We start from the raw sequence: 24,861 nt of genomic DNA on the forward strand, positions 1-24,861 counted from the left end.
TTAAACGTACGGGTTCTATCTTTTCAAATTCTGCAAGAGCTTAAGACAATCCTGCTGTTTTTTTCTTTTTAGCTGCTTTTTCACGTTCATTCTTATTGAGGATTTTCTTTCTTAAACGGATGGATTCTGGTGTTACTTCACAGTATTCATCTTCGTTTAAGTACTCTAGAGACTCCTCAAGAGACATGATGCGCGCTTTTTTAATTGTTGTTGTCTGATCTTTTGTTGCAGAGCGAACGTTCGTCTGCTGTTTCATTTTGCTGACGTTAACAACAAGGTCGTTGTCGCGGTTATGCTCTCCAACGATCATTCCTTCGTATACTTCAGTACCTGGCTCAACGAAGATGACACCGCGGTCTTCAATTCCTTGAATTCCATATGCTGTCGCTTTTCCGTTTTCCATTGATACAAGCACACCTTGGCGGCGTCCGCCAACTTGGCCCGCCTGCATAGGCTGGTAGCTGTCAAACGTATGGTTCAGGATACCGAATCCGCGTGTTAAAGATAAAAACTCTGTAGAGTATCCGATTAATCCGCGAGAAGGAACTGTAAAGATGAGACGAACTTGCCCGTTACCGTTGTTGATCATATCAACCATCTCGCCTTTACGCGCACCCATTGATTCCATTACTGAGCCAGTATGCTCTTCAGGAACATCGATTTGCACTCGCTCAACAGGCTCACAGCGTACACCGTCAATATCTCTTATGATAACTTCAGGTTTTGAAACTTGAAGCTCATAACCTTCACGGCGCATATTTTCAATTAAAATTGACAAATGGAGTTCACCGCGTCCGGAAACAACCCAAGCATCAGGTGAAGCTGTGGGCTCAACACGCAAGCTCACATCAGTCTGAAGCTGAGAATGGAGTCGTTCTTCGATTTTGCGGGATGTCACGTATTTGCCTTCACGGCCTGCAAACGGACTGTTATTTACGACAAATGTCATTTGAAGTGTCGGTTCGTCAATTCGAAGCACTGGAAGCGGATCTTGATGGTCAACAGGACATACTGTTTCACCAACATTAATATCTTCCATACCGGAAACAGCAACAAGATCTCCCGCTTTTGCTTCTTCAATTTCCACACGCTTTAAGCCTTGGAAACCGAAAATCTTTGTAACACGGAATGACTTAGCCGTTCCGTCAAGCTTCATAAGAGAAACCTGTTGGCCGACTTTCATCGTGCCGCGGAATACGCGCCCGATTCCGATACGCCCTACATAGTCATTGTAGTCAAGAAGGGCAACTTGGAATTGAAGCGGCTCCTCTTCATTATCAACAGGTGCAGGAACATGCTTAATAATGGTTTCATATAAAGATTCCATGTTCTCATCCTGCTGTTTCGGATCAAGACTCGCTGTTCCATTAATTGCTGAAGCGTATACTACCGGGAACTCGAGCTGCTCTTCATTGGCATCAAGCTCAATGAACAGGTCAAGAACCTCATCGATTACTTCCTCAGGACGAGCAAAGTCACGGTCAATTTTATTGACAACAACAACCGGATTAAGGTTTTGCTCAAGAGCTTTTTTCAGAACGAAACGAGTTTGAGGCATACAGCCTTCATATGCGTCAACGACAAGCAATACGCCGTCAACCATTTTCATAATCCGTTCTACTTCTCCCCCAAAGTCAGCGTGTCCAGGGGTATCCAAAATATTGATGCGTGTATCTTTATAGTTAATCGCAGTATTTTTCGCCAAAATTGTAATGCCGCGTTCACGTTCAAGGTCATTAGAGTCCATTGCGCGTTCAGCAACCTGTTCGTTGGCACGGAACGTACCAGCCTGATGTAAAAGCTGATCGACTAAAGTCGTTTTCCCATGGTCAACGTGGGCAATAATCGCGATGTTGCGAAGGTCATTTCTAAGTTTCACTTTTTCATCTCCTAATAAAATTAGATAACTTTCATATTATATCACACATCCTCTTTAAAAGCGTCACGTTTTTCTGTAAACTTTATATAAGACGTAAAAGGGGATGGGAAATATGAAAAAAATGAATTGGCTTTTGCTATTATTTGCATTTACAGCGGTTTTCAGTATGATGCTGATCGGCGTCTTTATCGCTGAAAAAAGCATTGCAGGCACAATCGCCAGCATTGTTCTTGTTTGCGCCGTAATGGGCGGTGGGTTTACATTAAAAAAGAAAATGCGCGAGCAAGGCTTGTTTGATTAAAAGCATTGCCCTGCCGGCGACATTATAATCAAAAAACACCGCTAAAAAAAAGCGGTGTTTTTTCATTTTATTAAGCCTTATTTCCCCTATTCTTTAGTCAGGAAGGTGTAAAGCAGCGTTCATACATAGACAATTGTTCTGGCGATGACAGCTGTGAACGACAAAAAGCAGTTCGGTCACGTTCTACATAAAATGCCATATAACCTATTTGTTCGACACCAATCTCTCCCTATAATGGAACCCGCACCACAATTCATAAAAGGGAGAGGCAAAACATGAAAAAAACATTTGTAAAAAAGACTGTGCTAACGACGGTCGCAATAACTTCAGCTGCTTTATTAACGTTCGGCCCGCATGCAGCCAGCGCCAAAACAATGGTTGATAACACAGCTATTCAGCTCGAGCACCAAACAATCACTAACGAGGATTTTGATACATACGTTGCTTTATTAAATCAATGTATATCTGAACAAGATGGTGTGTATTCTTTTGATAGTGAAAAAGCTGTCGAGTTAGGAATGTCAAAAGAAGAGGCTCAAGTCATCGCAAAAATGTGGGAGTCGGCGCCAAAATTTTTCAGCGCCGTTTCACAATGTGTGTATATCGAAGGTGAAAATTACAAACTCGATACAGATAAGGCAGCAGAGCTTGGCATCACAGAAAAACAAGCAGTTGCAACTGAAAAATTTTTAACTGCAGCTTCCTCAAAGATTCACATTCTTCAGGCTGCCATTGTGCTGCAAGATAATGTATACAGTTATGATAAAGATAAAGCGGCACAAGCAGGCGCAACATCTCAGCAAGCTGACGCTTACGAAGACTTTTTCGGTACTCTGTCACAAGAACAGCTTGCCGCAGTCTACACTATTCTTCATCCACAGGCTTAATATTAAAAAGCGCTTGCCGGAATCGGTCAAGCGCTTTTCTTTATATCAGCAGTTTGATAATCAGCATCAAGGCGACCGCCGCTCCAAACCAGCAGGCAGCTTTAACGATCTGCAAACCATAGTACCTTTGTTTAAAACGCCTTTCTTCTTCAGGCAGAAAAACCTCATCAACGACCTGTTCACTTTCCAATTCAAACGGCTCAGCCATCAGGTCATACATTTCTTTGCATCTGCTGCAAGTTTTTAAGTGCTCTTCAACGACGTGTTCCGTTTCTTTATTACAATCACCTTCAAGATACAGAGGAAGCAGGTCTCTTACTAGAAAGCAGGTCATATCCGCTCCTCCTCTCTTCTTTTCATCATGTTTTTCTTTAGCTCTAATCTTGCCCGATGCAGCGTAGTTTTCACCTTCGAAAGACTCCACTCTAATATCTCAGCGATTTCTTCATAAGAAAGCTCTTGGAATTCTTTTAAGATCAAAACGGACTGATGCTGATCTTTTAACTGCAGGAGCTCCTGCCGCAGCATTTCGCTTTTAATCGTCCGTGACAAATACTGTTCAGGCTGCTCATAAGTTGTTTGCGTTAATCCTTCATTTGTGCTGATATCAGCAAATTGATATTTGATATCTCTGCGGTACCAGTTGACAAAGGTGTGATGCGCAATCGTGTAAAGCCACGTTCTGATGGAAGAATGCCCCCTAAACGAAGCCAAGCCGTTAAGTGCTTTCACAAATGTGTCCTGCGCTAAGTCCTTAGCTGTTTCAAGATGATGCGTCCTTCGATATAAATAATTCAAAATTTCTTGGTAATACTGTCGGTACAAGTCTTCAATAGAATCCCTATGTTTCATTAAAAGTAAAACCACACCGTCATCCAAATGGCCAATAAAATAAAACAGATATACATGGAAGACAAGTATACTTTCATATGTCTGATTTGCCTCTCTTCTTCAGCACCCGGGCTCCTCTTTGAACTGGATTCACTCTTTAAGAATTCCGCATTTTTTTGATATAAGGGCTCATGCTGTTTCATCCACTCCATTGATTCACCCTCTAGTTCTCCTTCTTTATATAGGTCATATAAATCTAAAAAAATAGACTCTTTTTCTTTATGATTCATAAAGACTTTTCACCTCTTGTGTTTCTCCATCCACCACATAAGCATCATGACGGTTTGAACCGAACGGCTGAATAATGATCAGCCAAGCGTAATGCCATTCATCCCCTCTGTGAACGATAATCGGCCGCATACGTTTTTTGTAAATCACATCCTGATATGAAGATGCTACTTTTTTATAAGCCAATGTCCCATTGCGATACGTATATGGGAAAGGCTGCTCAGGTGTATCACTGTAAACATAAACCTGCAGCTGACTTTGATCTTCAAAAAACTCATACGCTTTAGAAGAATCCGTATACACAACCGTGTCACTCCGCTTGCTTGATTTCTTTATTTTTGATGCATCCGTATCGAAGATCGATAATATCTGCTGTTGCAGCTGGCTGTCAGCCAGTGAACTGTTCTTTTTCATTGGAAGTGAAAGACTATGTAAAGAACCGGATTCGCCCTCAAATTCCATCACAATTCCACTTTTCGTTTCAACGCGCACTACGCTTCCTAACATGCTATCACTTTCAATATCAGTGATCTGATAAGGCTGTTTCGGTATGTTTAAAGCAGCAAACATGTCCTTCACTTTGTCGTGAATATCTTGTTCTGTTACATGAACATGGAGAAGAGAATCAAGCTGATAAATAGAAGGGTCTTCACTAAAACTCATTAAAGTTTCCTTTTCCCAATAAAATAGCGCTCCATCATCATTATCTTTTTTATGAAGTTGATTTTTTAGATATATACGAACGACTGTCTGACCGTCTTCTTTAGATACCTTTGTTTCGATATGGTCCTTATTTAACACTCGGCCGCGCCGTTCAAGAAAAGCGATAGACCTAAGCATGTACTCTTGATCCGTCAGCTTTTTTCCATGCGGTTTTTTTACGTATTGATAATTACGAATCAGCTGTGAGACTTCGTCTACCTCAGCTTTATAGCTTTTGCTTTCAAATGAATAAGAATAATGCACATCCATGTTTGTATCGTGCAAATAAAGTGTTTCATCCGCAGGAAAAAATGACTTTACTATTTGTTCCGCTTTTTCAGATGAAATGTGCTCCCCGACAAAATTGAATGAATCATGGACATTTATCGGTTTTGAGACTGCAAAAGCAGCGGATCCTACGTTATAAATTGGATTTAAGAATAAGACAAAAAACACCATAACAGCCATCGCCAGCCGCTTATTCACACGTATATAAAATTTTCTTGACTTTTGGAACAGATGATAGCTCATTAAAAATCCCGCCATTGCTAAATAAATCGTAAATGGCATCGTTGCACCATAATCTATGGTGATTTGATGGGAAAATGGAACAAGCAGCTTGACAAGCAGTCCAATAATCAGCGTATAAAATAAACCTAGTAAAATCTTGTTTGTTCCCCAATACAGCTTGAAAAACAGTACATTTAAAACGATAGGAAGAATAATGATGAAAAATAAAAACAAGAATTCAATTGGCCTGACCTCATCAGGACATTCCTTCCAATACGAAAAGAAACTGAAAACGATTTGTACGATCGGCAAACTGACAACAGCGAGATCAAATATATAAAACATGCCTTTTCCGCCAAGATTACGAGGCATCAGCATATAGTGAAAAGCCGTCAGCAGCACATACCCATATAACAAAAAATGCACCAGTGGCAGCAGTTCATTGCCGTCCTCCCGTAAGTAAGCACTGGTAAAGTTTGTCGCCTGCACCTGATGAATAAGTTCAACAGACACCCCGGCCAGCAACACAATCCGCAGTAAGACACCAGCTAAGAACATTGTGCGGTACTGGTTTATCTTAGGATGGTGCACCAAAATATATAAGCCCGCCAACACTACAATTGTCCATTGAATGAGCAAGGTGCTTTGTCTGCTTAATATAAAATAACGTTCGAAATGCAATACATAATGACTGAATAACTCCAACACGACCAACAATCCTTTACTTCTTATTAAGGCCTCATTCGGTTAGACAGCGGGCCTATCAAAAAGTTTCAATCAGAAACAAAAATATCTCATCTTCCCCCTTGATACACAACAAACATGAAAACTTATATGTGCTATCACATGACACTTGACTCATTTCGATATTATTCAACAAAAATAAACCCAGGACAATTCTATCAATTTTGTCGCGTAATGTTAGTTTTTGTTGAGTATGATAGAATGCTAGTCTAATATAACAACATGAAGATTTTTCAATATTTGCAAAAAAGGGGGATGCAATATGGGTTTAGGTAAAAAACTGTCTATTGCTGTCACTGCTTCATTTATGAGTTTATCATTCAGCCTTCCTGGTGTTCAGGCTGCTGAGAATCATCAGCTTAAAGAAAATCAAACAAATTTCCATTCCAAAAACACGATTGCTCAAGCAGAACTCTCTGCACCAAATGACAAAGCTGTCAAACAGTTTTTGAAAAAAAACAGCAACATTTTCAAAGGTGATCCTGCCAAAAGGCTGAAGCTTGTTGAAAGCACGACTGATGACCTTGGGTATAAGCATTTTCGTTATACGCCTGTTATTAACGGAGTACCTATTAAAGATTCTCAAGTGATTGTCCACGCCGATAAATCCGATAATGTCTATGCGGTCAATGGTGAATTACAAAATCAATCTGTTGCAAAAACAGAAAACAACCAAAAAATATCTTCTAAAAAAGCGCTGGCTCTCGCTTTCAAAGCCATTGGCAAATCACCAGACGCTGTTTCTAATGGAACCGCTAAAAACAGCGATAAAGCCGAATTAAAAGCAATAGAAACAAAAGATGGCAGCTACCGTCTTGCTTACGACGTGACGATACGCTATATCGAACCCGAACCTGCCAACTGGGAGGTCATAGTTGATTCTGAAACAGGCAACATAATAAAACAGCAAAACAAGGTTGAACATGTTGCTGCCACCGGAAGCGGAACAACACTAAAGGGTGCAACGGTTCCTTTAAACATCTCTTATGAAAGCAGAAAATACGTTCTAAAAGATCTTTCAAAACCAACAGGCACTCAAATCATTACATATGACTTGCAAAAAAGAGAAAGCCGCCTGCCGGGAACGCTTGTCTCAAGCTCAACGAAAACGTTCAAAACTTCATCACAACGAGCAGCCGTTGATGCACATTATAACTTCGGTAAAGTGTACGATTACTTTTATTCAACATTTAAACGGGACAGCTACGATAACAAAGGCAGTAATATTGTTTCTTCCGTCCACTATGGCTCAAAGTACAATAATGCTGCATGGACAGGAGATCAAATGATTTACGGTGACGGCGACGGTTCATTCTTCTCTCCGCTGTCCGGTTCATTAGATGTGACAGCACATGAAATGACACATGGCGTCACTCAAGAAACAGCCAACTTGAGTTATGAAAATCAGCCGGGGGCATTAAACGAATCATTCTCTGACGTATTTGGGTATTTTAACGATACAGAAAATTGGGATATCGGTGAAGACATTACAGTCAGCCAGCCTGCTCTCCGCAGTTTGTCTAATCCGACAAAGTATGACCAGCCTGACAATTATGCCGATTATCAAAACCTTCCCAACACAGATGAAGGCGACTATGGCGGCGTACACATAAACAGCGGAATCCCTAACAAAGCCGCCTATAATACCATTACAAAGCTTGGTGTCTCGAAATCACAGCAGATCTATTATCGTGCGTTAACAACGTACCTCACGCCTTCTTCCACCTTCAAAGATGCCAAGGCAGCTCTTATGCAGTCTGCCCGTGATCTTTACGGCTCCACTGATGCAGCTAAAGTTGAAGCAGCATGGAAGGCTGTTGGATTGTAATATAACAAGAAGCCTGAGATCCCTCAGGCTTCTTGGTCGTCTTTTTCCTTTATTGTAAATCACATTCATTACCACGAAGGGTGCTGATTTATCACAGCTGCAAGCGCGCCGTACAGGAAAGCGGTGATATGAATAATCCGTTCAGCCGCAAAACCGGTGCAGCTTATTATATTGGCACAGACTAAGGGAAGGGTCTTCCGACAGACAGCCGGCACTTCTGATCACACGAACGAAAGAACGAGTTAAAAGTTGACAAAAAAATTTATTTGTGCTATAATTTACCATTAACATATTTGTATGTATAATAAGATTCTCCCGGCCGGGGGAATCTTATTTTTTTTGGGAGGATTTGTTTCATGAAAAAAAACGAGTACAGCCTAACATCTTTAATTTCAGCTTTTGCTCGTGCGTACCATAGCCGGTATGACACACCTCTCATTTTTGATGATGTTATCGCAAAAGATCTTATCAACCAAAAAGAGTTTATCAACATCAGCGAAAATATGATCCGAGGAATCTCGTTTTTCAGCAAAGAGATCGCTGAACGACTGCACAATGATCCTGAAAAAATTTTAAAATGGGTTACGCAAATCCAGCTATCGCCAACGCCGTTAGCACGTGCTTCATTTTGCGAAAAAATCTTACACAACGAATTGGCGTTAGGAACAAAACAGTATACCATTCTTGGAGCCGGACTGGATACGTTCTGTTTTCGGCACCCTGAATTGAAAAGCAGCTTACAAGTTTTCGAGGTTGATCATCTGGCAACACAACAATTCAAAATAAATAAGCTGAAGGATGCAAACCTGACAATCCCAGAACAGCTTCACTTTGTTCCTATGGATTTCACTAAAACGTTTTCGTATCAGCCTCTTATAGATGAAGGATTTAAAAACACAAAAACATTCTTTAGTTTTCTCGGAGTGTCTTACTATTTAACACGAGAAGAAAACGCAAGCTTGATCAGAGATTTGTTTTCTCATGTCCCATCAGGAAGCTCTATCGTTTTTGATTATGCGGATGAAACACTCTTTACTGCAACCGGAATATCAAACCGAGTCGAACATATGGTGAAAATGGCTGCCGCAAGCGGAGAACCGATGAAATCGTGTTTCACCTATCAAGCAATTGAAAACCTGTTAGAATCATTGGGTTTACTAATCTATGAACACCTATCACCAGATGATATTGATGATCAATTCTTTGACAATCGAACGGACGACTTGTCAGCGTTTGAAACGATTCATTATATTCATGCGGTGAAAAAATAATTTTTTAATCATCAAAGCCTCTCTTTTTCGAGAGGCTTTTTAAACTATGGACATACTAAAAAAGCTGCCGTCATCATACGGCAGCTTCTGCTAAAGGCTTCACCAAAATCATAAATGATTTGCCTTTCTCATCTTTTTCTATTTTCAGCTGTTCAAAGCCGCATTGACTCAAAAACAGCATCCACTCACTGCGGTCAACGGGAACTGCCGCAAATATTGCTTTATGTTTGGCTCTAAGCCATTTGCTGATCTGTTCAATGATTGTCCTCGCGTGTCCCTTTTTTTCTTCAGCTGGGTCAATCATCACCGTTCCAAGCCACGGCTTTCCGTTGGAGGGCGCCCAATCGAGATGATAGCTGACGGCAACAGGCTGACCGTCCTTTTCCCATACAAGCCATGACCCGTTATACATGGAGTAGGAGATCAGATAGCTTTCTGCATCTTTTTCCCCAAACTCCTCCTCTTTCCATATGGAATGAGCCTCCGCGAGCTTCTCTAACAAGCAGAGATCATCCTGTTCAAATGCCCTACTTTCGAGCATGAAGATACTCTTCGAATACAATTTTATGTATGGATGGATTTCCGGCCAATACACTGTGATTTTCTAAAAAGGTAAACGGTTCCCCCTCAGTGGTTGTATAGATGCCCCCCACTTCATTTAACAGCACACAGCCGGCTGCATAATCCCATGGCGCAAGCCGCATTGTGATGTAAGCATCTATTCTTCCTGCCGCGACACTTGCTAGCTCTAAAGCGGCAGAACCGTAGGAGCGTGTGCCTCTGACCCTTTTCACAAGGGGCGCCAACACGTTTGGATCAATTCTTCTATTGTCTGTTACCCACGTGGCATTAATTGCAAGAATCGCTTCTTCAATGGCGGTTTGTTTTAAAGGAGCTAGCTTCGTTTCATTCATGTAAGCTCCTCTGCCGCTAAATGCATGATAGAGCTCATCATGAACCACATCATAAATTAAACCGATTTTCCCTTCGCCATTTTCAAAAATTCCAATGGAAATGGCAAAATTTCTTTGCTGATGCACAAAATTCATCGTTCCATCAATCGGATCGATAATCCAGACAATGCCATCCAAAGAGTGAAGTTTGTCTCCTTGGCCTTCTTCACCGAGTATATGGTGTCCTGGAAACGTTTGTTGAATGCGTTCAATGAAAAACATTTCTGTTTCTTTGTCAATATTGGTGACTAAATCATTTGGATTTGATTTCGTTTCAATTGTCAGGTTTTCATTCATAGATTGTTTAATTCTCGTGCCTGCTTCTCTTATCCATTTCTTTGCAGTCTCATCAATTTCCGTCCAATTTGTCATTCAGGCGTACCTCTCTTCTATGTAGATCTTTATTTTATAGGATACTGATAACGCTGGTGTAAAAGCAAGAAAAATGAAAAATATCCCTTCTCATGTAAAAACGAACCATTCATGCGGTTCGTTTTTACTATCGCTTTTTACCCGTTAAGACGAATCCATTCTTTTCTGAGTCGCTCAAGTTTGTTTTTACTTTGTTCCATCTGTTCCTCATTTTCTTTTTGCATTGCTTCATATAGGGTTGCCAATTCATAATCAACCTGCAGTCTCCAGACAGCTACACGATTGTCTTTCTCTTTCTTAAATCCCTCTTTTACAACTTGCCTCATTGTCTTTCTCCCCTTCCAGAGATCATTTGTTTGTAAAAAAGCATCCCATTTTGCCATTCAACAATGATTACTTTTTATATCGTATGATTGTTCTATTTACGCGTAACATCATTCTGAAAATTGTGTGTTTACCTATTCATTTATTACCACATTTCCCCTTCCCTCAAACGCACTCAATCTTTTTGACGCTCATGTGAACTGTGATAAAATATGTTTACTTAGCATGAAGGAGGAAAATCATGGCTCAAATGCGTTTTACGGAAGAAGACTTTCATACATTTACAATAGAAGGCTTAGATGCGCGCATGGAGGTATTAAAAGAGACGGTACGTCCGAAACTTACAGCTTTAGGCGAACATTATGCCCCAACTTTATCAGCTTTAACCGGAGATGAAATGTTTCCTCATGTGGCCAAACATGCCAGAAGGTCTGTTAATCCCCCAGATGACAGCTGGGTGGCATTCGCAAACAGCAAAAGAGGCTATAAAAAACTGCCGCATTTTCAGATTGGGTTATGGGAAAGCCACGTATTTGTATGGTTCGCAATTATTTACGAATCCCCTATTAAAGAAGAATACGGGAAATGGCTTGAAGCGAACCAAGAAACCATTACTAAAAATATTCCTGACAGTTTTGTTTGGTCCGCAGATCATACAAAACCGGGCGTACATAAGCAGTCTGAAATGGACAAGGAACAGCTGAAGACGCTGTTCGAGCGTTTGCAGACTGTTAAAAAAGCAGAGCTGTTATGCGGCATACAGCTGCAAAAAGAAGAAGTGCTGAATATGAATAACCAGGAATTCCTTCAGCATATCGATGATGCCTTTCGCAAGCTTACTTTCCTGTACCGTTTCACCCAAAATATATCACAAGCATAAAAACAGAGCCGGATGAGATTCCGGCTCTGTTTTCTTACATCTTAATCTTCGCTTGGTCAGATTCTCTCGCTTGTTTGACTGTGCGATAAGGAGAGTATGTACTTTGTTCTTCAAACTCACTGCATAGCTTTTTTTCTTCAGCCTTCCCCGGTACAATTTCCTTGAAACGGCGGTAAGCTTTTAGCAGCTCTTCACGATCTGCACCTTTTTCATATGCAAACTCAACCTGCTGAAAAAACACAATCACATCAACTGCTTCTTCAGTTGTCCAATCTTCATTCATCGGATATTGGTATTCCATTTTCTTCACTCCTTATAGATTTGCTTCCCTAAACAGAAAGCATCTTCATTCGATCATAAATTGTTCTTTACATTCTTTCAAGTTCATAATATAATTCATTTGTTTTACGTCTAAAAAACGGTTGAGAAACTGATTTTAATACACACTATTATGCATAGGTATGATTACAAAGGTGGGAAAACAATTGTCGCAACATGAAACACCCTTATACACAGGACTGAAAAAGCATGCAAGCAAACAGCCTGTTCAATTCCACATTCCCGGCCATAAAAAAGGGGCAGGAATGGACCCAGAATTCAGACAATTTATCGGTGAAAACGCGTTAAGTATAGATTTAATCAATATTGAACCATTAGACGACCTGCACGCGCCAAAAGGCATTATTAAACAGGCGCAGGATCTGGCTGCTGAAGCATTTGGCGCAGACCATACCTTTTTTTCTGTTCAAGGAACAAGCGGCGCCATTATGACAATGGTAATGGCTGTTTGCGGACCTGGAGATAAAATTATTATTCCAAGAAATGTGCACAAATCAATTATGACAGCCATTGTATTTTCTGGAGCGATCCCCATCTTTATTCATCCTGAAATTGACAATGAGCTGGGTATCTCCCATGGTATTACACTTGAATCTGCTAAACGGGCGCTTGCCGAGCATCCAGATGCAAAAGGGCTTCTCGTCATCAACCCCACCTATTTCGGTGTTGCAGCCGACTTAAAAAGCATCGTAGAGCTGGCCCATTCATTTGATGTACCGGTGCTTGTTGATGAGGCACACGGTGTTCACATTCACTTTCACGATCAATTGCCTCTTTCAGCCATGCAGGCAGGAGCGGACATAGCAGCGACTAGTGTACACAAGCTGGGCGGATCACTGACGCAAAGCTCCATTTTAAACATGAGAGAGGGCCTTGTATCTAAAGACAGAGTGCAATCGATCCTAAGCATGCTGACAACAACATCTACTTCTTACTTGCTTCTCGCCTCACTGGATGTTGCCAGAAAACGCCTTGCGACAGAAGGCCATCAGCTTGCGGAGGACACACTGAAGCTTGCCAGCGAGACAAGAAACCGTCTCAATCAAATCGAGGGCATATATTGTGTCGGTTCTGAGATTCTTGGTTCAAAAGCAGCTTACAGCTATGACCCGACAAAATTAATTATTTCTGTTAAAAATCTCGGACTCACAGGGCATGATGTTGAAAAATGGCTTCGTGAATCCTTTAATATTGAAGTTGAGCTTTCTGATCTCTACAATATTTTATGTATTTTCACTCCTGGTGACAGCCAAAATGATGCAGACCGGCTTATAGAGGCTATAACAGAGATCGCACATCAAATGTCAGAACAAGATGCGACCCATCAGCAAATCGAAGTTCTTTTACCGGAAATTCCTTTATTAGCAATGACTCCTCGTGATGCTTTCTATGCAAATACAGAAGTCATACCATTAAAAGAAGCATCCGGACGGATTATCGCTGAATTTGTCATGGTATATCCTCCTGGTATCCCAATCTTTATTCCAGGGGAAATTATTACAGAAGACAATATCAGCTACATTTTCAAAAATCTTGATGCAGGTCTCCCTGTTCAAGGACCAGAAGACTCAACTTTAAACATGGTCCGGGTCATCAAAGAACAAAAAGCGATTCAATAAATTAAAAAGCATGCGGCTTGGGCCGCATGCTTTTTTACTCTTCTTCAACAGGATATTGACACTGTCCGCAGCATGTTCCGTATAATGTAGTCACTTTCTCATCTTCAAAGTAATGAATGGTTTCGTTGCAATCTTGGCAAACAATCGTACCCATCTCTCATTCCCCATTTCTTTGAAATTTGAAAACGCTTAATTTCATTTGTTGTTATTATATTATTATGTCACATTCAAAATGTCAACAATAAATTGTATAACACATTTTACTTATAAATCATTACATGTAACGCTTTTTTGTCTTCATCAGGCAATATTTTCTTCGTACAGCAGTGATAATCGATACATATGCAATAAGATATCGAATGATTTCATCTTTTCTTGAACTTTTATGAAAGAACCCAGCCATACATTCTATATGCCCCTAGCTATTTAGGTATGTCATCTCATTTTAAAAACGGTTTCAATTATATAACAATTAGGTAACAAGGAGCAGATTAAGCTGCCCTTCATGATAAAATAAAGCTAGATTACTATTGTTTATATAGAGGAGAAGATAGATGCGATATCGTGCGGTATTCCCCATACTGATAATAGTATTTGCTTTAGCGGGCTGTACGATTTCCACCATTAATCCGATGAAAAAAAGCCGGATTGACAACATTCATCATACACAAATCTTGTTTTTTTCTGACGAGAAGCAAATTGACCAGGAAGCGCCATATTACGATGCACTGCTTGATTTAGAAAAAGATTATCCGGAACAAATAGACAAAATGAAGGTTTATGATAACAAAAAAGGCTGGGAAGATGAGATTGAAACCGTCCCTACTCTCATGGTTGTTGATCGACGCCATGTCGTGGTGAAAATCGAGGGCTGTGTGAAAAAGAAAGAAGATATCATTAATCCATTGCAGCATGCGCTGTCAAACTAAAAAAACAGCCCCGCGTAAAGCGAGGGCTGTTTTTGATGAGCATTATTTTACAATGTGAATCGGGCTTCCGATTGCCACTTCAGCTGCTTCCATTGTGATTTCGCCCAATGTTGGGTGAGCATGAATTGTCATCGCGATATCTTCAGCAGTCATGCCGCCTTCGATCGCTAAGCTTAATTCAGAAATCATATCAGAAGCACTTGCGCCGGCAATTTGCGCACCAATCACAAGACCGTCCTCTTTCCGAGTAATCAGCTTCATGAAGCCATCTGTTTCGTTAAGAGAAAGCGCACGGCCATTGGCTGCAAATGGGAATTTAGCAGCAACAATGTCAAGACCTTCTTCTTTCGCCTGTGCCTCAGTGTAACCAACTGATGCAAGTTCAGGCTCAGAGAAGACAACCGCAGGAATACCAAGGTAATCGATTTCTGCAGGCTCTCCAGCAATAGCTTCTGCTGCGATTTTACCTTCGTAAGATGCTTTGTGAGCAAGCGGAGGCCCTTCGATGATATCACCGATTGCATAAATGTTAGGTACATTTGTGCGACACTGTTTGTCAGTTTTCACGACACCGCGGTCCGTCATTTCAATACCAACTTGCTCAAGACCAAGCTCATCAGTATTTGGACGGCGTCCAACTGTAATCAGTACATAATCAGCATCAACAGTTTTTTCTTCGCCTTTTACTTCAAACGTAACTGTTACGCCGTCTGGTCTTTCTTCAACGCCTTTAGCCATTGCATTTGTATGGATTTCAACGTTGCCTTTTTTCTTCAATCTGCGTGTAACAAGCGTACTCATTTGTTTTTCGAAGCCAGGAAGAATTTCATCTCCGCCTTCAAGAATAACAAGTTCAGTGCCGAAGTTAGCATACGCAGTTCCAAGCTCAGTTCCGATGTATCCGCCGCCGATAACAACAAGCTTTTTAGGAATTTCTTTAAGAGCCAAAGCACCTGTTGAATTTAAAACACGCTCAGTATATTTAAAGTTTGGCAATTCGATAGGGCGAGAACCAGTTGCAAGAATGGCGTTTTTGAACGTGTATGTTTGAGCAGAGTTCTCATCCATTACACGAACTGAATTGCTGTCTACAAAGTAAGCTTCACCTTTTACAACATCTACTTTATTTCCTTTAAGAAGGCCTGCTACACCGCCAGTAAGTTTGTTTACAACAGAAGTTTTCCATTCTTGAACTTTTGTGAAATCAACTGATACGTTCTCAGCAGTGATTCCCATGTCGTCAGAATGCTTTGCATTTTCATAACGGTGGCCTGCATTGATCAGCGCTTTTGAAGGGATACATCCAACGTTTAGACAAACGCCTCCAAGTGTTGCTTTTTCAACAACTGTTACTTTTTGTCCAAGCTGTGCAGCGCGGATGGCAGCTACATAGCCGCCAGGTCCCGCACCAATTACAAGAGTATCTGTTTCAATAGGGAAATCTCCTACTACCATAACATTACGCCTCCATTAAAATTAATTGTGGATCGTTCAGTAAACGTTTGATGTGATTTAATGCGTTTTGCGCAGTTGCTCCATCGATCATACGGTGGTCGAAGCTGAGAGAAAGAGCTAAGACTGGAGCTGCCACAATTTCGCCATCACGAACAATCGCTTTTTCTGCAATGCGTCCGATACCAAGAATTGCAACTTCTGGATGGTTGATAACCGGAGTGAACCATTGTCCGCCGGCAGAACCGATGTTTGTAATTGTGCAAGATGCGCCTTTCATTTCAGCTGGAGCAAGCTTGCCTTCACGAGCTTTTGTTGCAAGGCCATTGATCTCATCAGAAATTTCAAAGACAGATTTACGATCTGCATTTTTCACAACCGGTACAAGCAAGCCTTTTTCAGTATCAGCAGCGATACCAATGTTAAAGTAATGTTTTTGAACTACTTCTTCTGTTTTGTCGTCAATTGACGTGTTTAAAACAGGGAATTTTTTCAGTGCAGATGTAAGAGCTTTTACAACGTAAGGCAAGTAAGTCAGCTTGATTCCTTGATCAGCAGCAACCTGTTTGAACTGTTTACGATGTGCAACAAGGTTTGTTACGTCCACTTCATCCATTAACGTTACGTGAGGAGCTGTGTGTTTAGAATTAACCATCGCTTTCGCAATTGCTTTACGGATACCGCTCATTTTTTCGCGTGTTTCTGGAAGCTCGCCCTCTGGAACTGCTGCTGCAGCTGGTTTAGCAGCTGTTTCTTGCGGTGCAGCCGTTTCTTGCGGTGCAGCTTCTTGCGCTCCTCCGTTTGCAAAGCTGTCGATATCTTCTTTTACAACACGTCCGTTGTTGCCGGAACCAGTTACTTTACGGATATCTACGCCTTTTTCACGAGCATATTTACGTACAGAAGGCATAGCGATCACGCGTTTGTTCGGGTCAACTTCAGCTTGATCCTGCTGCCCTGCGCCAGTTGTTTTTGCAGGCTCTTGAGGCTGCTCTTCTTTCGCAACATCTTGTCCAGCTTCTGCTGTAGACTGAACTTGAGCTTCAGTTTTCGCATCACTTGACTCATCGCTGCCTTTAAATTGAAGGTCTTCGTAACCTGGTGCATCAAACGTAATGATCGTTTGCCCAACAGTTGCAACCGTTCCCTCTTCAACTTTTAATTCTAATACTTTTCCTTTAACAGGTGAAGGAATTTCTACTACCGCTTTATCATTTTGGACTTCAGCCAGTACATCATCTTCGTCTACCTCATCGTTAGGCTTGACAAACCATTTTACGATTTCGCCTTCGTGGATACCTTCCCCGATATCCGGAAGTTTAAATTCAAATGCCACAGTTTTCGACCTCCTAGTTGATTAAGCAATTTTAAAGTTTACAACGTATGCATTGAAAACAGATATATAATAGAGGGAAAATATCATCTTCCCTCTCAATTATGCAGTTTGATTAAAATTCAAGTACTTTTCTTGCTGTTTCAAGAACGTCTTTATGGTTTGGAAGCCATACGCTCTCCGCTTGTGAGAAAGGAAAAACTGTATCAGGCGCAGCTACGCGAAGTACAGGTGCTTCCAAGCTCAAGATCGCACGGTCATTAATTTCAGCAACTACGTTTGCAGCAATACCGGCTTGTTTTTGTGCCTCTTGAACAACAATCGCACGCCCTGTTTTTTCTACAGATGCGATGATTGTATCAATGTCAAGCGGGCTTACAGTGCGAAGGTCGACAACTTCAGCAGAAATACCGTCTTTTTCAAGCTCTTCGGCAGCTTTTAATGACTCATGAACCATTGCCCCGTAAGTGATGATTGAAAGATCAGCACCTTCACGTTTCACGTCAGCTTTGCCAAGCTCAATTGTGTATTCTTCTTCAGGAACTTCCTGACGGAAAGAACGATAAAGTTTCATATGCTCTAAGAAAACAACAGGATCATTGTCTCTGATCGCAGAAATTAAAAGCCCTTTTGCATCATAAGGAGTTGATGGAATAACAACTTTGATACCAGGCTGTTGTGCAACAAGACCTTCTAAACTGTCAGCGTGAAGCTCTGGAGTGTGAACGCCGCCGCCGAATGGAGAACGAATTGTTACAGGTGAAGTCCAGCGTCCGCCAGAACGGTAACGCAGACGAGCCATTTGGCCGGAAACTGAGTCCATTACTTCGTAAACAAATCCGAAGAATTGGATTTCCATTACCGGACGGAAGCCGTTTAAGCCTAAACCAAGGGCAAGACCGCCGATACCAGATTCAGCAAGTGGCGTGTCAAACACACGGTCTTCACCGAATTCTTTTTGCAATCCTTCTGTCGCACGGAATACGCCGCCGTTAACACCAACGTCTTCTCCGAAAACTAAGACATTTTCGTCATTTTTCAGTTCTGTGCGTAACGCATCCGTGATTGCTTGAATCATTGTCATTTGCGCCATGGCTTACTTCGACTCCTTCTGTGTATAAATTTCAAATTGCTCCTCAAGGTTGTGAGGCATTTTTTCGTACATGATTTTCATTAAATCAGTTACTTTTTGCTTCGGCTCAGCGTCAGCTTTTTTGATTGCTTGCTTAATTTCTTCTTTTGCATCCTCAATTACTTTTGCTTCTTCTTCTTCAGACCATAAGCCTTTGTTTTCAAGGAACGCACGGAAGCGTACAAGCGGATCTTTTTGTTCCCACTCATTTTCAATTTCTTTTGTACGATATTTAGTCGGATCGTCACCAGCCATTGTATGCGGGCCATAACGGAATGTAAGTGTTTCAATCAGTGTCGGGCCTTCGCCGTTGATAGCGCGCTCCCGTGCTTCAGCAGTTGCAGCGTATACAGCAAGCGCATCCATTCCGTCTACTTGTACGCCGGCAATACCTGCAGCTACAGCTTTTTGTGCAATTGTTTCAGCCGCTGATTGTTTTTCGACCGGAGTTGAAATCGCGTAGCGGTTGTTTTGCACGACGAAGATCGCAGGTGCTTTATAAGCGCCGGCAAAGTTAATTCCTTCGTAGAAGTCCCCTTGTGAAGCACCGCCATCACCAGTGTAAGTGATTGCAACGGCTTTCTTACCGCGTTTTTTAAGACCTAGCGCAACACCAGCAGTTTGAATGTATTGAGCACCGATAATGATTTGTGGAGAAAGGGCATTCACATCGTCAGGCATTTGGTTTCCTCTGAAATGTCCGCGAGAGAATAGAAACGCTTGATATAATGGAAGACCGTGCCAGATTAACTGAGGTACATCACGGTATCCAGGAAGTACAAAGTCTTCTTTTTCAAGCGCGAAATGCGTTGCAATTTGAGAAGCTTCTTGACCCGCAGTAGGAGCGTAAAATCCGAGACGTCCTTGACGGTTTAATGAGATAGAGCGCTGATCAAGCACACGCGTAAATACCATACGGCGCATAAGCTCTTTTAATTGATCATCAGTTAAATTAGGCATCGCCGCTTCATTTACGACTTCTCCCTTTTCATTTAAAACTTGGAACGTTTCGAACTGCTTTTTAATGGCATCAAATTGCTTCTTACTGTCAACGATAGCTTTTTTCGTTTTTGCAGCCATACTAAGTCACCTCTTCCTTTCTTTTAAACAGTCATTAGACGTGCATTCCCTTTATACATACAAACTTAGGGTACCCTAAAGTATCAGCAGTAAGTCGTTATATTTTAGCCGATCCCCAGTTTGCCAAAACCTTTTATGTAGGATAGTTACACTCTGCTTTGAACTGTATTATTGCGGATTTGTAAAAAAACTAATACAACACCGCTTAACATGGATTAGTTTACACTAAATAAAGAAGAACCGTCAATCGTTTTCATTGTTGATTTTTAATAAATGTATTCGCTTTACATTTTCGATAAAAAAACAGATGGCACCCTTACCTATAACTGTACTAGTATACCTCTTTATACTGTACTACAATAGAAATGTGAATTTTGAGCAAAATTGGCGTCGTGTTTATTAAAAAAAGAGCTGTTCAAAGTCAGCTCTTTTTTACGTGATAGCCTGCGGCATCATATAGATCTTCCCGGGCCTTATTATATTTTTCTGTTTGTTCATTAAATTCCCCGCTATATTTAAGGACTTTTTCATAAGAAGCATTGACTTTATCGATCTGCTTGTCCAAATCATTTCGTGTCAAGTCTTTATCTTTCAGCTGCATATAAAGCTTTTTATTAAGCTGAAGCGATTTTTTATACTCTTTATACATGGCGTCATATGATGTATATCGTTGCTTCATATGGGTTGCTGCAGCATCAGCCTTTTCTTTTATTTGATCATCTTTCATTTGTTCAGCATATGTTTTTGCTTCTTCAAATTCAGCTTTGGATTTTTTGATGCTGTCACCTTCAATTTTCAGATGTTCTTCGCGCTTGCTGACGTTTTTTAGCGCCTCTTCAGATAAAGCAGCAATTTTTTTATAGTCATCCATATTGAGCTTCATAGCATCATTGTAAAGCTGATTTTCACTGCTCTCTAATTCTTTGAGCGTTTTCTGTTCTTCTTGAAACGGCTTTTCCGATTCAGCAGCTTTTTCTAATGAATGATGGAATAAATCAACCGGGTCCTGCCCCATGCATCCTGTGAATATCAGTGACATCATACAAAAAGTTCCGATTTTTATTCCGAGCCGCCGTCTTATTGCGTCTTTCATGTTAAATCCCCCAATCTTGACAAGTTCTACTATAGAATCCATTGGGACATTTGGCAATAGCTGTACTGTACGGATACAGCTATGAAATCGAATTAAAAAATCCAAATCAGGACAAATGACCATACATATTTTTTGTTTTTACATAGGTTATAGTAGACGCTATGCCTACTTCAAAAGGCTCTGGCGTAATTCAAAGAGGAGGTTTTTCAATATGTATGGATATGGTTACGGCGGAGGCTGCTGCGGTTATGGTTATGGATATGGCGGATACGGGTATGGCCGCACCTTCGCGCTAATCGTTGTTTTATTCATTTTGTTAATCATTGTAGGAGCTGCTTATTTAGGCGGAGGCTGTTGCTAATTCAACAGCATAAACTTGACCAGCCGGAAATGGCTGGTCGTTTGTTTCGTTGCACCTTTGTGAAGAAATCCGATATAATTTACATATTAAGCATTAGGAGTGAAGTTTCTTGATTACTATGGAAAACATCATACGTGACGGTCATCCTGCCCTCAGAGAGACAGCTGAACCTGTTGAGCTGCCTCCGACTGATACAGAAAAACAGCAGCTTGCAGATATGATCGAATTCGTTAAGAACAGTCAAAATCCAGAATTAGCCGAAAAATATAAGCTGCGTCCTGGCGTAGGACTCGCTGCTCCTCAAATGAATATTAAAAAACGAATGATCGCTGTTCATGCGGAAGACGCTTCCGGTAAGTTATACAGCTATGCTTTGTTTAATCCTAAGATCGTCAGCCACTCAGTTGAAAAAAGCTACTTAACAAGCGGGGAGGGCTGTCTGTCTGTTGACGAAGCCATTCCAGGTTACGTTCCCCGCTATGCTCGCATCAGAGTCAAAGCAACAACCCTGGAAGGCGAAAAGATTGATATTCGTTTAAAAGGATTTCCGGCTATTGTGTTTCAGCACGAGATTGATCATTTAAACGGCGTTATGTTCTATGATCATATCGATAAGGAAAATCCCTTCAAAGAACCTGAAAATGCAATTGCGATTGAACGCTAAAAGAAAAACGGCTGGCTCAATGCCAGCCGATTCTTTATTTTAAAAGGCCCAGTTCTTTGACAGCGTATGCAATTCCATTCTCGTCCACCGGCTTTGTTACAAAGTCTGCGATTTCTTTCAATTCAGGAACAGCATTTCCCATTGCTATACCCGTTCCGACATACTCAATCATTTGCAGATCGTTTAACCCGTCGCCAAAAGCATATGTATCGCTGATATCAAACGGAAGACGCTCGATGACTTTTTTAATTCCTTCTGCCTTCGAACCTCCGCGAGGCAGAACATCAGTCGAAAGCTCATGCCAGCGCACGAGATCAAATTCAGGAAATGCAGCATAAGATTTTTCTTCTTCATCCTGACAAAATAAAAGGAGCTGAAATATTTCTTTACCTTCATAGAAAAGATCATCAGTTTCTGGATAATCGGTTTTAAGACTGCCGATTCCTTCCATAACATGAGGGTGATCCGCAACAGTCGCTTTCATCGTATCCTCTGCCATAAAAACAACAGGATGTTTCCCTTCTTCCGCCTGCTTTAATAATCGTCTGATTGCCACTTCAGGCAGCGGTTTTTTATAAATCACTTGATTGTCAAAGACAACATACTGCCCATTGTAGGAAATAAATGAATGTATACCCAGTTCCTCCAAAATTGGTTTAACCAGAAACGGAGACCTGCCGCTGGCGATAAACACATGATGCCCTTGGCGCTGCAGCTCCGCCACCGTATTTCTCGTGCTTTTCGGTATATTCTTATCATGATCATATATCGTACCATCAATATCAAAAAAGATTAACTTTGGATCCATCGCAACTTCCCCTTTATCGTCTTGGTCTGCAATCCCCATCCTCATGATACAAAAAGATTGCCATTCAGCAAACTATTTCGTTGTAAAAACATATGAAATCCCAATAATAACCACGAAAAGTCTTCCGCAACCTCCGTATACTATTTGTATAAAGAACGCTGGACAAATATTTATGAAGGGGGACTGACAAATGCTACGCAAATTAAGAAAAAAACTCAGAAGACAATGGAACGGAATGCTCCGCAAGAAAGTCATTGCCTGACAAGGGATCTTTCACTTTTCGAGAGGTCCTTATTTTGCTCGAGGCTTTCCTTATATTCCGTTTTCGAATATAATAGAATAAGCGAGTCTAACATACGGCATTTAAGGAGAGATTTGGATGATTTATAAGGTATTTTATCAAAAAAAAGCTGAGGAAGTACCTGTTCGGGAAAAAACAGATTCACTTTTTATTGAAGGCGCATCTGAACGTGACGTCAGAACAAAACTGAAAGAAAAGAAATTTAATATTGAGTTTATCACACCTGTTGATGGTGCATATTTAGAATATGAACAACAGAGCGAAAATTTTAAAGTATTGGAGTTATGAGCGGTATGAAATTTGTAAAAAATGATCAAACTGCTGTTTTCGCCCTCGGAGGTTTGGGCGAAATCGGTAAAAATACGTACGCAGTTCAATTTCAGGATGAAATTGTGCTGATTGATGCAGGGATTAAGTTTCCCGAGGATGAACTGCTCGGTATTGACTACGTTATTCCTGATTATACGTATTTAGTTAAAAACGAAGATAAAATTAAAGGGCTTTTTATTACCCATGGGCACGAAGACCACATCGGTGGTATTCCATACCTGCTCAGACAAGTGAATATTCCTGTTTACGGCGGTAAACTCGCGATCGGCTTACTTCGGAATAAACTTGAAGAACATGGATTATTAAGACAGACGAAACTGAATATTATCGGTGAAGATGATATCGTAAAGTTCCGAAAAACGGCTGTGTCATTCTTCAGAACAACACATAGTATTCCTGATTCCTACGGTATTGTTGTAAAAACACCGCCAGGAAACATTGTACATACTGGAGATTTTAAATTCGACTTTACTCCAGTCGGCGAGCCGGCAAACTTGACGAAAATGGCCGAAATCGGAAAAGAAGGCGTTCTGTGTCTCCTCTCAGACAGCACAAACAGTGAAAACCCTGACTTCACCATGTCTGAGCGCCGAGTCGGAGAAAGCATTCATGACATTTTCCGCAAAGTAGACGGCCGAGTTATCTTCGCTACATTTGCGTCGAATATTCACCGTTTGCAACAGGTAATCGAGGCCGCTGTATTAAACGGAAGAAAAGTTGCCGTATTTGGACGCAGTATGGAATCGGCTATTGAAATCGGACAAACTCTCGGATACATTAACTGTCCTAAAAATACCTTTATTGAGCATAATGAAATCAATCGTATACCTGCTAATAAAGTAACGATTTTATGTACAGGAAGCCAAGGGGAGCCGATGGCAGCATTATCAAGAATTGCAAACGGCACACACCGTCAGATTTCAATCAATCCCGGGGATACTGTTGTATTTTCTTCATCTCCTATCCCAGGAAACACGATCAGTGTGAGCCGGACGATCAACCAGCTGTATCGCGCGGGTGCCGAGGTCATTCACGGACCTCTTAATGATATCCATACATCCGGTCACGGCGGACAAGAAGAACAAAAGCTGATGCTTCGTTTAATCAAACCTAAATTCTTCATGCCGATTCACGGTGAGTACAGAATGCAAAAGATGCACGTCAAACTTGCAACTGATTGCGGTATCCCTGAAGAAAACTGTTTTATCATGGATAATGGTGAAGTATTAGCGCTTAAAGGCGATGAAGCTTCAGTCGCCGGCAAAATCCCGTCTGGTTCAGTTTATATTGACGGAAGCGGTATCGGTGATATTGGCAATATCGTGCTCCGCGACCGCAGAATTCTTTCTGAAGAAGGCCTTGTCATCGTGGTTGTGAGCATTGACATGGACAGCTTTAATATTTCAGCCGGGCCTGATTTGATCTCCAGAGGATTTGTGTATATGAGAGAATCTGGCGATTTGATCAATGACGCGCAAGAGCTTATTTCAAACCACTTACAAAAAGTAATGGAACGAAAAACAACTCAATGGTCTGAAATCAAAAACGAGATTACAGACACGCTTGCGCCGTTCTTATATGAAAAAACCAAACGCCGTCCGATGATCCTGCCGATCATTATGGAGGTTTAAAAAAAGATGCACTCGCTTT

The 24,861-nt window shown here is 41.2% G+C and carries 27 protein-coding genes; 11 read left to right on the forward strand and 16 right to left on the reverse strand.

Going from position 1 to position 24,861, the window contains the following annotated elements:
* Positions 1-40: 40 nt before the first annotated feature.
* A complete protein-coding gene (gene typA / locus AAGG74_RS06325) occupies positions 41-1,879 on the reverse strand; it encodes a translational GTPase TypA (RefSeq protein WP_162101461.1) in 1,839 nt (612 codons plus the stop codon).
* Between the two features lie 112 nt (positions 1,880-1,991).
* On the opposite strand from typA, the gene AAGG74_RS06330 reads away from it, so the two are divergent.
* Positions 1,992-2,180 carry a YlaF family protein gene (locus AAGG74_RS06330; protein ID WP_429674827.1) on the forward strand — a complete coding sequence of 63 codons (189 nt, stop codon included), beginning with the start codon at positions 1,992-1,994 and terminating at the stop codon, positions 2,178-2,180.
* 275 nt (positions 2,181-2,455) lie between these two features.
* Positions 2,456-3,067, forward strand: coding sequence for a hypothetical protein (locus AAGG74_RS06335; RefSeq protein WP_429674828.1), 612 nt, complete (start codon positions 2,456-2,458; stop codon positions 3,065-3,067).
* A gap of 40 nt (positions 3,068-3,107) precedes the next feature.
* Here the strand turns inward: AAGG74_RS06335 and AAGG74_RS06340 are convergent, their stop codons facing one another.
* Genes AAGG74_RS06340 through AAGG74_RS06355 form a run of 4 tightly spaced genes read right to left on the reverse strand, consistent with a single transcriptional unit; the run spans position 3,108 to position 6,115 of the window.
* Positions 3,108-3,401: an anti-sigma factor family protein gene (locus tag AAGG74_RS06340; RefSeq protein ID WP_429674829.1), complete on the reverse strand. Its 294-nt coding sequence runs from the start codon at positions 3,399-3,401 to the stop codon at positions 3,108-3,110.
* A complete protein-coding gene (locus tag AAGG74_RS06345; protein ID WP_429674830.1) occupies positions 3,398-3,919 on the reverse strand; it encodes a sigma-70 family RNA polymerase sigma factor in 522 nt (173 codons plus the stop codon). Before AAGG74_RS06345 ends, AAGG74_RS06340 begins: the two co-directional genes overlap by 4 nt.
* Complete coding sequence (locus AAGG74_RS06350) at positions 3,919-4,188, reverse strand: hypothetical protein (protein ID WP_162101457.1); 270 nt, start codon at positions 4,186-4,188, stop codon at positions 3,919-3,921. Before AAGG74_RS06350 ends, AAGG74_RS06345 begins: the two co-directional genes overlap by 1 nt.
* Positions 4,178-6,115 carry a hypothetical protein gene (locus tag AAGG74_RS06355; protein ID WP_429674831.1) on the reverse strand — a complete coding sequence of 646 codons (1,938 nt, stop codon included), beginning with the start codon at positions 6,113-6,115 and terminating at the stop codon, positions 4,178-4,180. The genes AAGG74_RS06350 and AAGG74_RS06355 overlap by 11 nt, the downstream gene beginning before the upstream one ends.
* Positions 6,116-6,404: 289 nt before the next feature.
* Between AAGG74_RS06355 and AAGG74_RS06360 the strand changes: the two genes are divergently transcribed.
* Together AAGG74_RS06360 and AAGG74_RS06365 are read left to right on the forward strand one after the other, a co-directional pair.
* Positions 6,405-7,970 carry a M4 family metallopeptidase gene (locus tag AAGG74_RS06360; RefSeq protein ID WP_429674832.1) on the forward strand — a complete coding sequence of 522 codons (1,566 nt, stop codon included), beginning with the start codon at positions 6,405-6,407 and terminating at the stop codon, positions 7,968-7,970.
* Positions 7,971-8,326: 356 nt separating this feature from the next.
* Entirely contained in the window at positions 8,327-9,241 is a 915-nt protein-coding gene (locus AAGG74_RS06365) for a class I SAM-dependent methyltransferase (RefSeq protein WP_429674833.1), read from the forward strand.
* Positions 9,242-9,314: 73 nt separating this feature from the next.
* On the opposite strand, the gene AAGG74_RS06370 is transcribed toward AAGG74_RS06365, so the two are convergent.
* The 3 genes from AAGG74_RS06370 to AAGG74_RS06380 form a co-directional block, all read right to left on the reverse strand.
* Positions 9,315-9,743 (reverse strand): GNAT family N-acetyltransferase, encoded by a 429-nt coding sequence (locus tag AAGG74_RS06370; RefSeq protein WP_429675242.1) that lies wholly within the window; start codon positions 9,741-9,743, stop codon positions 9,315-9,317.
* A gap of 25 nt (positions 9,744-9,768) precedes the next feature.
* Complete coding sequence (gene suhB / locus AAGG74_RS06375; RefSeq protein ID WP_429674834.1) at positions 9,769-10,566, reverse strand: inositol-1-monophosphatase; 798 nt, start codon at positions 10,564-10,566, stop codon at positions 9,769-9,771.
* A gap of 137 nt (positions 10,567-10,703) precedes the next feature.
* Entirely contained in the window at positions 10,704-10,892 is a 189-nt protein-coding gene (locus tag AAGG74_RS06380) for a hypothetical protein (RefSeq protein WP_162101451.1), read from the reverse strand.
* Between the two features lie 239 nt (positions 10,893-11,131).
* Between AAGG74_RS06380 and AAGG74_RS06385 the strand changes: the two genes are divergently transcribed.
* Positions 11,132-11,770: a YktB family protein gene (locus AAGG74_RS06385; RefSeq protein WP_429674835.1), complete on the forward strand. Its 639-nt coding sequence runs from the start codon at positions 11,132-11,134 to the stop codon at positions 11,768-11,770.
* Between the two features lie 34 nt (positions 11,771-11,804).
* Here AAGG74_RS06385 and AAGG74_RS06390 read toward each other — a convergent pair whose 3' ends face one another.
* Positions 11,805-12,071, reverse strand: coding sequence for a UPF0223 family protein (locus tag AAGG74_RS06390; protein WP_429674836.1), 267 nt, complete (start codon positions 12,069-12,071; stop codon positions 11,805-11,807).
* Between the two features lie 184 nt (positions 12,072-12,255).
* On the opposite strand from AAGG74_RS06390, the gene speA reads away from it, so the two are divergent.
* Positions 12,256-13,728, forward strand: coding sequence for an arginine decarboxylase (gene speA, locus AAGG74_RS06395; RefSeq protein WP_162101448.1), 1,473 nt, complete (start codon positions 12,256-12,258; stop codon positions 13,726-13,728).
* Between the two features lie 34 nt (positions 13,729-13,762).
* Here speA and AAGG74_RS06400 read toward each other — a convergent pair whose 3' ends face one another.
* Positions 13,763-13,882, reverse strand: coding sequence for a GapA-binding peptide SR1P (locus AAGG74_RS06400; protein ID WP_162101447.1), 120 nt, complete (start codon positions 13,880-13,882; stop codon positions 13,763-13,765).
* 400 nt (positions 13,883-14,282) lie between these two features.
* Between AAGG74_RS06400 and slp the strand changes: the two genes are divergently transcribed.
* A complete protein-coding gene (slp, locus tag AAGG74_RS06405) occupies positions 14,283-14,657 on the forward strand; it encodes a peptidoglycan-associated lipoprotein Slp (protein WP_429674837.1) in 375 nt (124 codons plus the stop codon).
* Positions 14,658-14,699: 42 nt separating this feature from the next.
* Here slp and lpdA read toward each other — a convergent pair whose 3' ends face one another.
* The 5 genes from lpdA to AAGG74_RS06430 all read right to left on the reverse strand — a co-directional run bounded on the left by lpdA (position 14,700) and on the right by AAGG74_RS06430 (position 20,747).
* Positions 14,700-16,112 (reverse strand): dihydrolipoyl dehydrogenase, encoded by a 1,413-nt coding sequence (lpdA, locus tag AAGG74_RS06410; protein ID WP_162101445.1) that lies wholly within the window; start codon positions 16,110-16,112, stop codon positions 14,700-14,702.
* A 4-nt stretch (positions 16,113-16,116) separates the two neighbouring features.
* Complete coding sequence (pdhC, locus tag AAGG74_RS06415; RefSeq protein WP_162101444.1) at positions 16,117-17,445, reverse strand: pyruvate dehydrogenase complex dihydrolipoyllysine-residue acetyltransferase; 1,329 nt, start codon at positions 17,443-17,445, stop codon at positions 16,117-16,119.
* 112 nt (positions 17,446-17,557) lie between these two features.
* Positions 17,558-18,535 carry a pyruvate dehydrogenase complex E1 component subunit beta gene (gene pdhB, locus AAGG74_RS06420; protein WP_429674838.1) on the reverse strand — a complete coding sequence of 326 codons (978 nt, stop codon included), beginning with the start codon at positions 18,533-18,535 and terminating at the stop codon, positions 17,558-17,560.
* Between the two features lie 3 nt (positions 18,536-18,538).
* Entirely contained in the window at positions 18,539-19,654 is a 1,116-nt protein-coding gene (gene pdhA, locus AAGG74_RS06425; protein ID WP_162101442.1) for a pyruvate dehydrogenase (acetyl-transferring) E1 component subunit alpha, read from the reverse strand.
* Between the two features lie 421 nt (positions 19,655-20,075).
* Entirely contained in the window at positions 20,076-20,747 is a 672-nt protein-coding gene (locus AAGG74_RS06430) for a YkyA family protein (RefSeq protein WP_429674839.1), read from the reverse strand.
* Between the two features lie 211 nt (positions 20,748-20,958).
* Here AAGG74_RS06430 and AAGG74_RS06435 point away from each other — a divergent pair, with 211 nt between their 5' ends.
* Both AAGG74_RS06435 and def read left to right on the forward strand, forming a co-directional pair.
* On the forward strand, positions 20,959-21,108 hold the full coding sequence (locus tag AAGG74_RS06435; protein WP_162101440.1) for a YjcZ family sporulation protein: 150 nt from the start codon (positions 20,959-20,961) through the stop codon (positions 21,106-21,108).
* A 109-nt stretch (positions 21,109-21,217) separates the two neighbouring features.
* Positions 21,218-21,772, forward strand: a complete 555-nt coding sequence (gene def, locus AAGG74_RS06440; RefSeq protein WP_162101439.1) for a peptide deformylase — start codon at positions 21,218-21,220, stop codon at positions 21,770-21,772.
* A gap of 34 nt (positions 21,773-21,806) precedes the next feature.
* On the opposite strand, the gene AAGG74_RS06445 is transcribed toward def, so the two are convergent.
* Positions 21,807-22,580 (reverse strand): Cof-type HAD-IIB family hydrolase, encoded by a 774-nt coding sequence (locus AAGG74_RS06445; protein ID WP_429674840.1) that lies wholly within the window; start codon positions 22,578-22,580, stop codon positions 21,807-21,809.
* A gap of 379 nt (positions 22,581-22,959) precedes the next feature.
* Here AAGG74_RS06445 and AAGG74_RS06450 point away from each other — a divergent pair, with 379 nt between their 5' ends.
* Together AAGG74_RS06450 and rnjA are read left to right on the forward strand one after the other, a co-directional pair.
* The gene (locus tag AAGG74_RS06450; RefSeq protein WP_162101437.1) at positions 22,960-23,169 is read left to right on the forward strand and encodes a DNA-dependent RNA polymerase subunit epsilon; all 210 of its coding nucleotides are present in this window, start codon (positions 22,960-22,962) and stop codon (positions 23,167-23,169) included.
* A gap of 5 nt (positions 23,170-23,174) precedes the next feature.
* Positions 23,175-24,842 carry a ribonuclease J1 gene (rnjA, locus tag AAGG74_RS06455; RefSeq protein ID WP_429674841.1) on the forward strand — a complete coding sequence of 556 codons (1,668 nt, stop codon included), beginning with the start codon at positions 23,175-23,177 and terminating at the stop codon, positions 24,840-24,842.
* Positions 24,843-24,861 lie beyond the last annotated feature (19 nt).

It is taken from the genome of Bacillus mexicanus (genome assembly GCF_050445615.1).
GTDB classification, from domain to species: domain Bacteria; phylum Bacillota; class Bacilli; order Bacillales; family Bacillaceae; genus Bacillus; species Bacillus mexicanus.

Coding starts and splice junctions, on each gene's coding strand:
- AAGG74_RS06330 (WP_429674827.1), top strand. CDS start 1,992: ATGAAAAAAATGAATTGGCTTTTGCTATTATTTGCATTTACAGCGGTT.
- AAGG74_RS06335 (WP_429674828.1), top strand. CDS start 2,456: ATGAAAAAAACATTTGTAAAAAAGACTGTGCTAACGACGGTCGCAATA.
- AAGG74_RS06340 (WP_429674829.1), bottom strand. CDS start 3,401: ATGACCTGCTTTCTAGTAAGAGACCTGCTTCCTCTGTATCTTGAAGGT.
- AAGG74_RS06345 (WP_429674830.1), bottom strand. CDS start 3,919: ATGAAACATAGGGATTCTATTGAAGACTTGTACCGACAGTATTACCAA.
- AAGG74_RS06350 (WP_162101457.1), bottom strand. CDS start 4,188: ATGAATCATAAAGAAAAAGAGTCTATTTTTTTAGATTTATATGACCTA.
- AAGG74_RS06360 (WP_429674832.1), top strand. CDS start 6,405: ATGGGTTTAGGTAAAAAACTGTCTATTGCTGTCACTGCTTCATTTATG.
- AAGG74_RS06365 (WP_429674833.1), top strand. CDS start 8,327: ATGAAAAAAAACGAGTACAGCCTAACATCTTTAATTTCAGCTTTTGCT.
- suhB (WP_429674834.1), bottom strand. CDS start 10,566: ATGACAAATTGGACGGAAATTGATGAGACTGCAAAGAAATGGATAAGA.
- AAGG74_RS06380 (WP_162101451.1), bottom strand. CDS start 10,892: ATGAGGCAAGTTGTAAAAGAGGGATTTAAGAAAGAGAAAGACAATCGT.
- AAGG74_RS06385 (WP_429674835.1), top strand. CDS start 11,132: ATGGCTCAAATGCGTTTTACGGAAGAAGACTTTCATACATTTACAATA.
- AAGG74_RS06390 (WP_429674836.1), bottom strand. CDS start 12,071: ATGGAATACCAATATCCGATGAATGAAGATTGGACAACTGAAGAAGCA.
- AAGG74_RS06400 (WP_162101447.1), bottom strand. CDS start 13,882: ATGGGTACGATTGTTTGCCAAGATTGCAACGAAACCATTCATTACTTT.
- slp (WP_429674837.1), top strand. CDS start 14,283: ATGCGATATCGTGCGGTATTCCCCATACTGATAATAGTATTTGCTTTA.
- lpdA (WP_162101445.1), bottom strand. CDS start 16,112: ATGGTAGTAGGAGATTTCCCTATTGAAACAGATACTCTTGTAATTGGT.
- pdhB (WP_429674838.1), bottom strand. CDS start 18,535: ATGGCGCAAATGACAATGATTCAAGCAATCACGGATGCGTTACGCACA.
- pdhA (WP_162101442.1), bottom strand. CDS start 19,654: ATGGCTGCAAAAACGAAAAAAGCTATCGTTGACAGTAAGAAGCAATTT.
- AAGG74_RS06430 (WP_429674839.1), bottom strand. CDS start 20,747: ATGAAAGACGCAATAAGACGGCGGCTCGGAATAAAAATCGGAACTTTT.
- AAGG74_RS06435 (WP_162101440.1), top strand. CDS start 20,959: ATGTATGGATATGGTTACGGCGGAGGCTGCTGCGGTTATGGTTATGGA.
- AAGG74_RS06445 (WP_429674840.1), bottom strand. CDS start 22,580: ATGGATCCAAAGTTAATCTTTTTTGATATTGATGGTACGATATATGAT.
- AAGG74_RS06450 (WP_162101437.1), top strand. CDS start 22,960: ATGATTTATAAGGTATTTTATCAAAAAAAAGCTGAGGAAGTACCTGTT.
- rnjA (WP_429674841.1), top strand. CDS start 23,175: ATGAAATTTGTAAAAAATGATCAAACTGCTGTTTTCGCCCTCGGAGGT.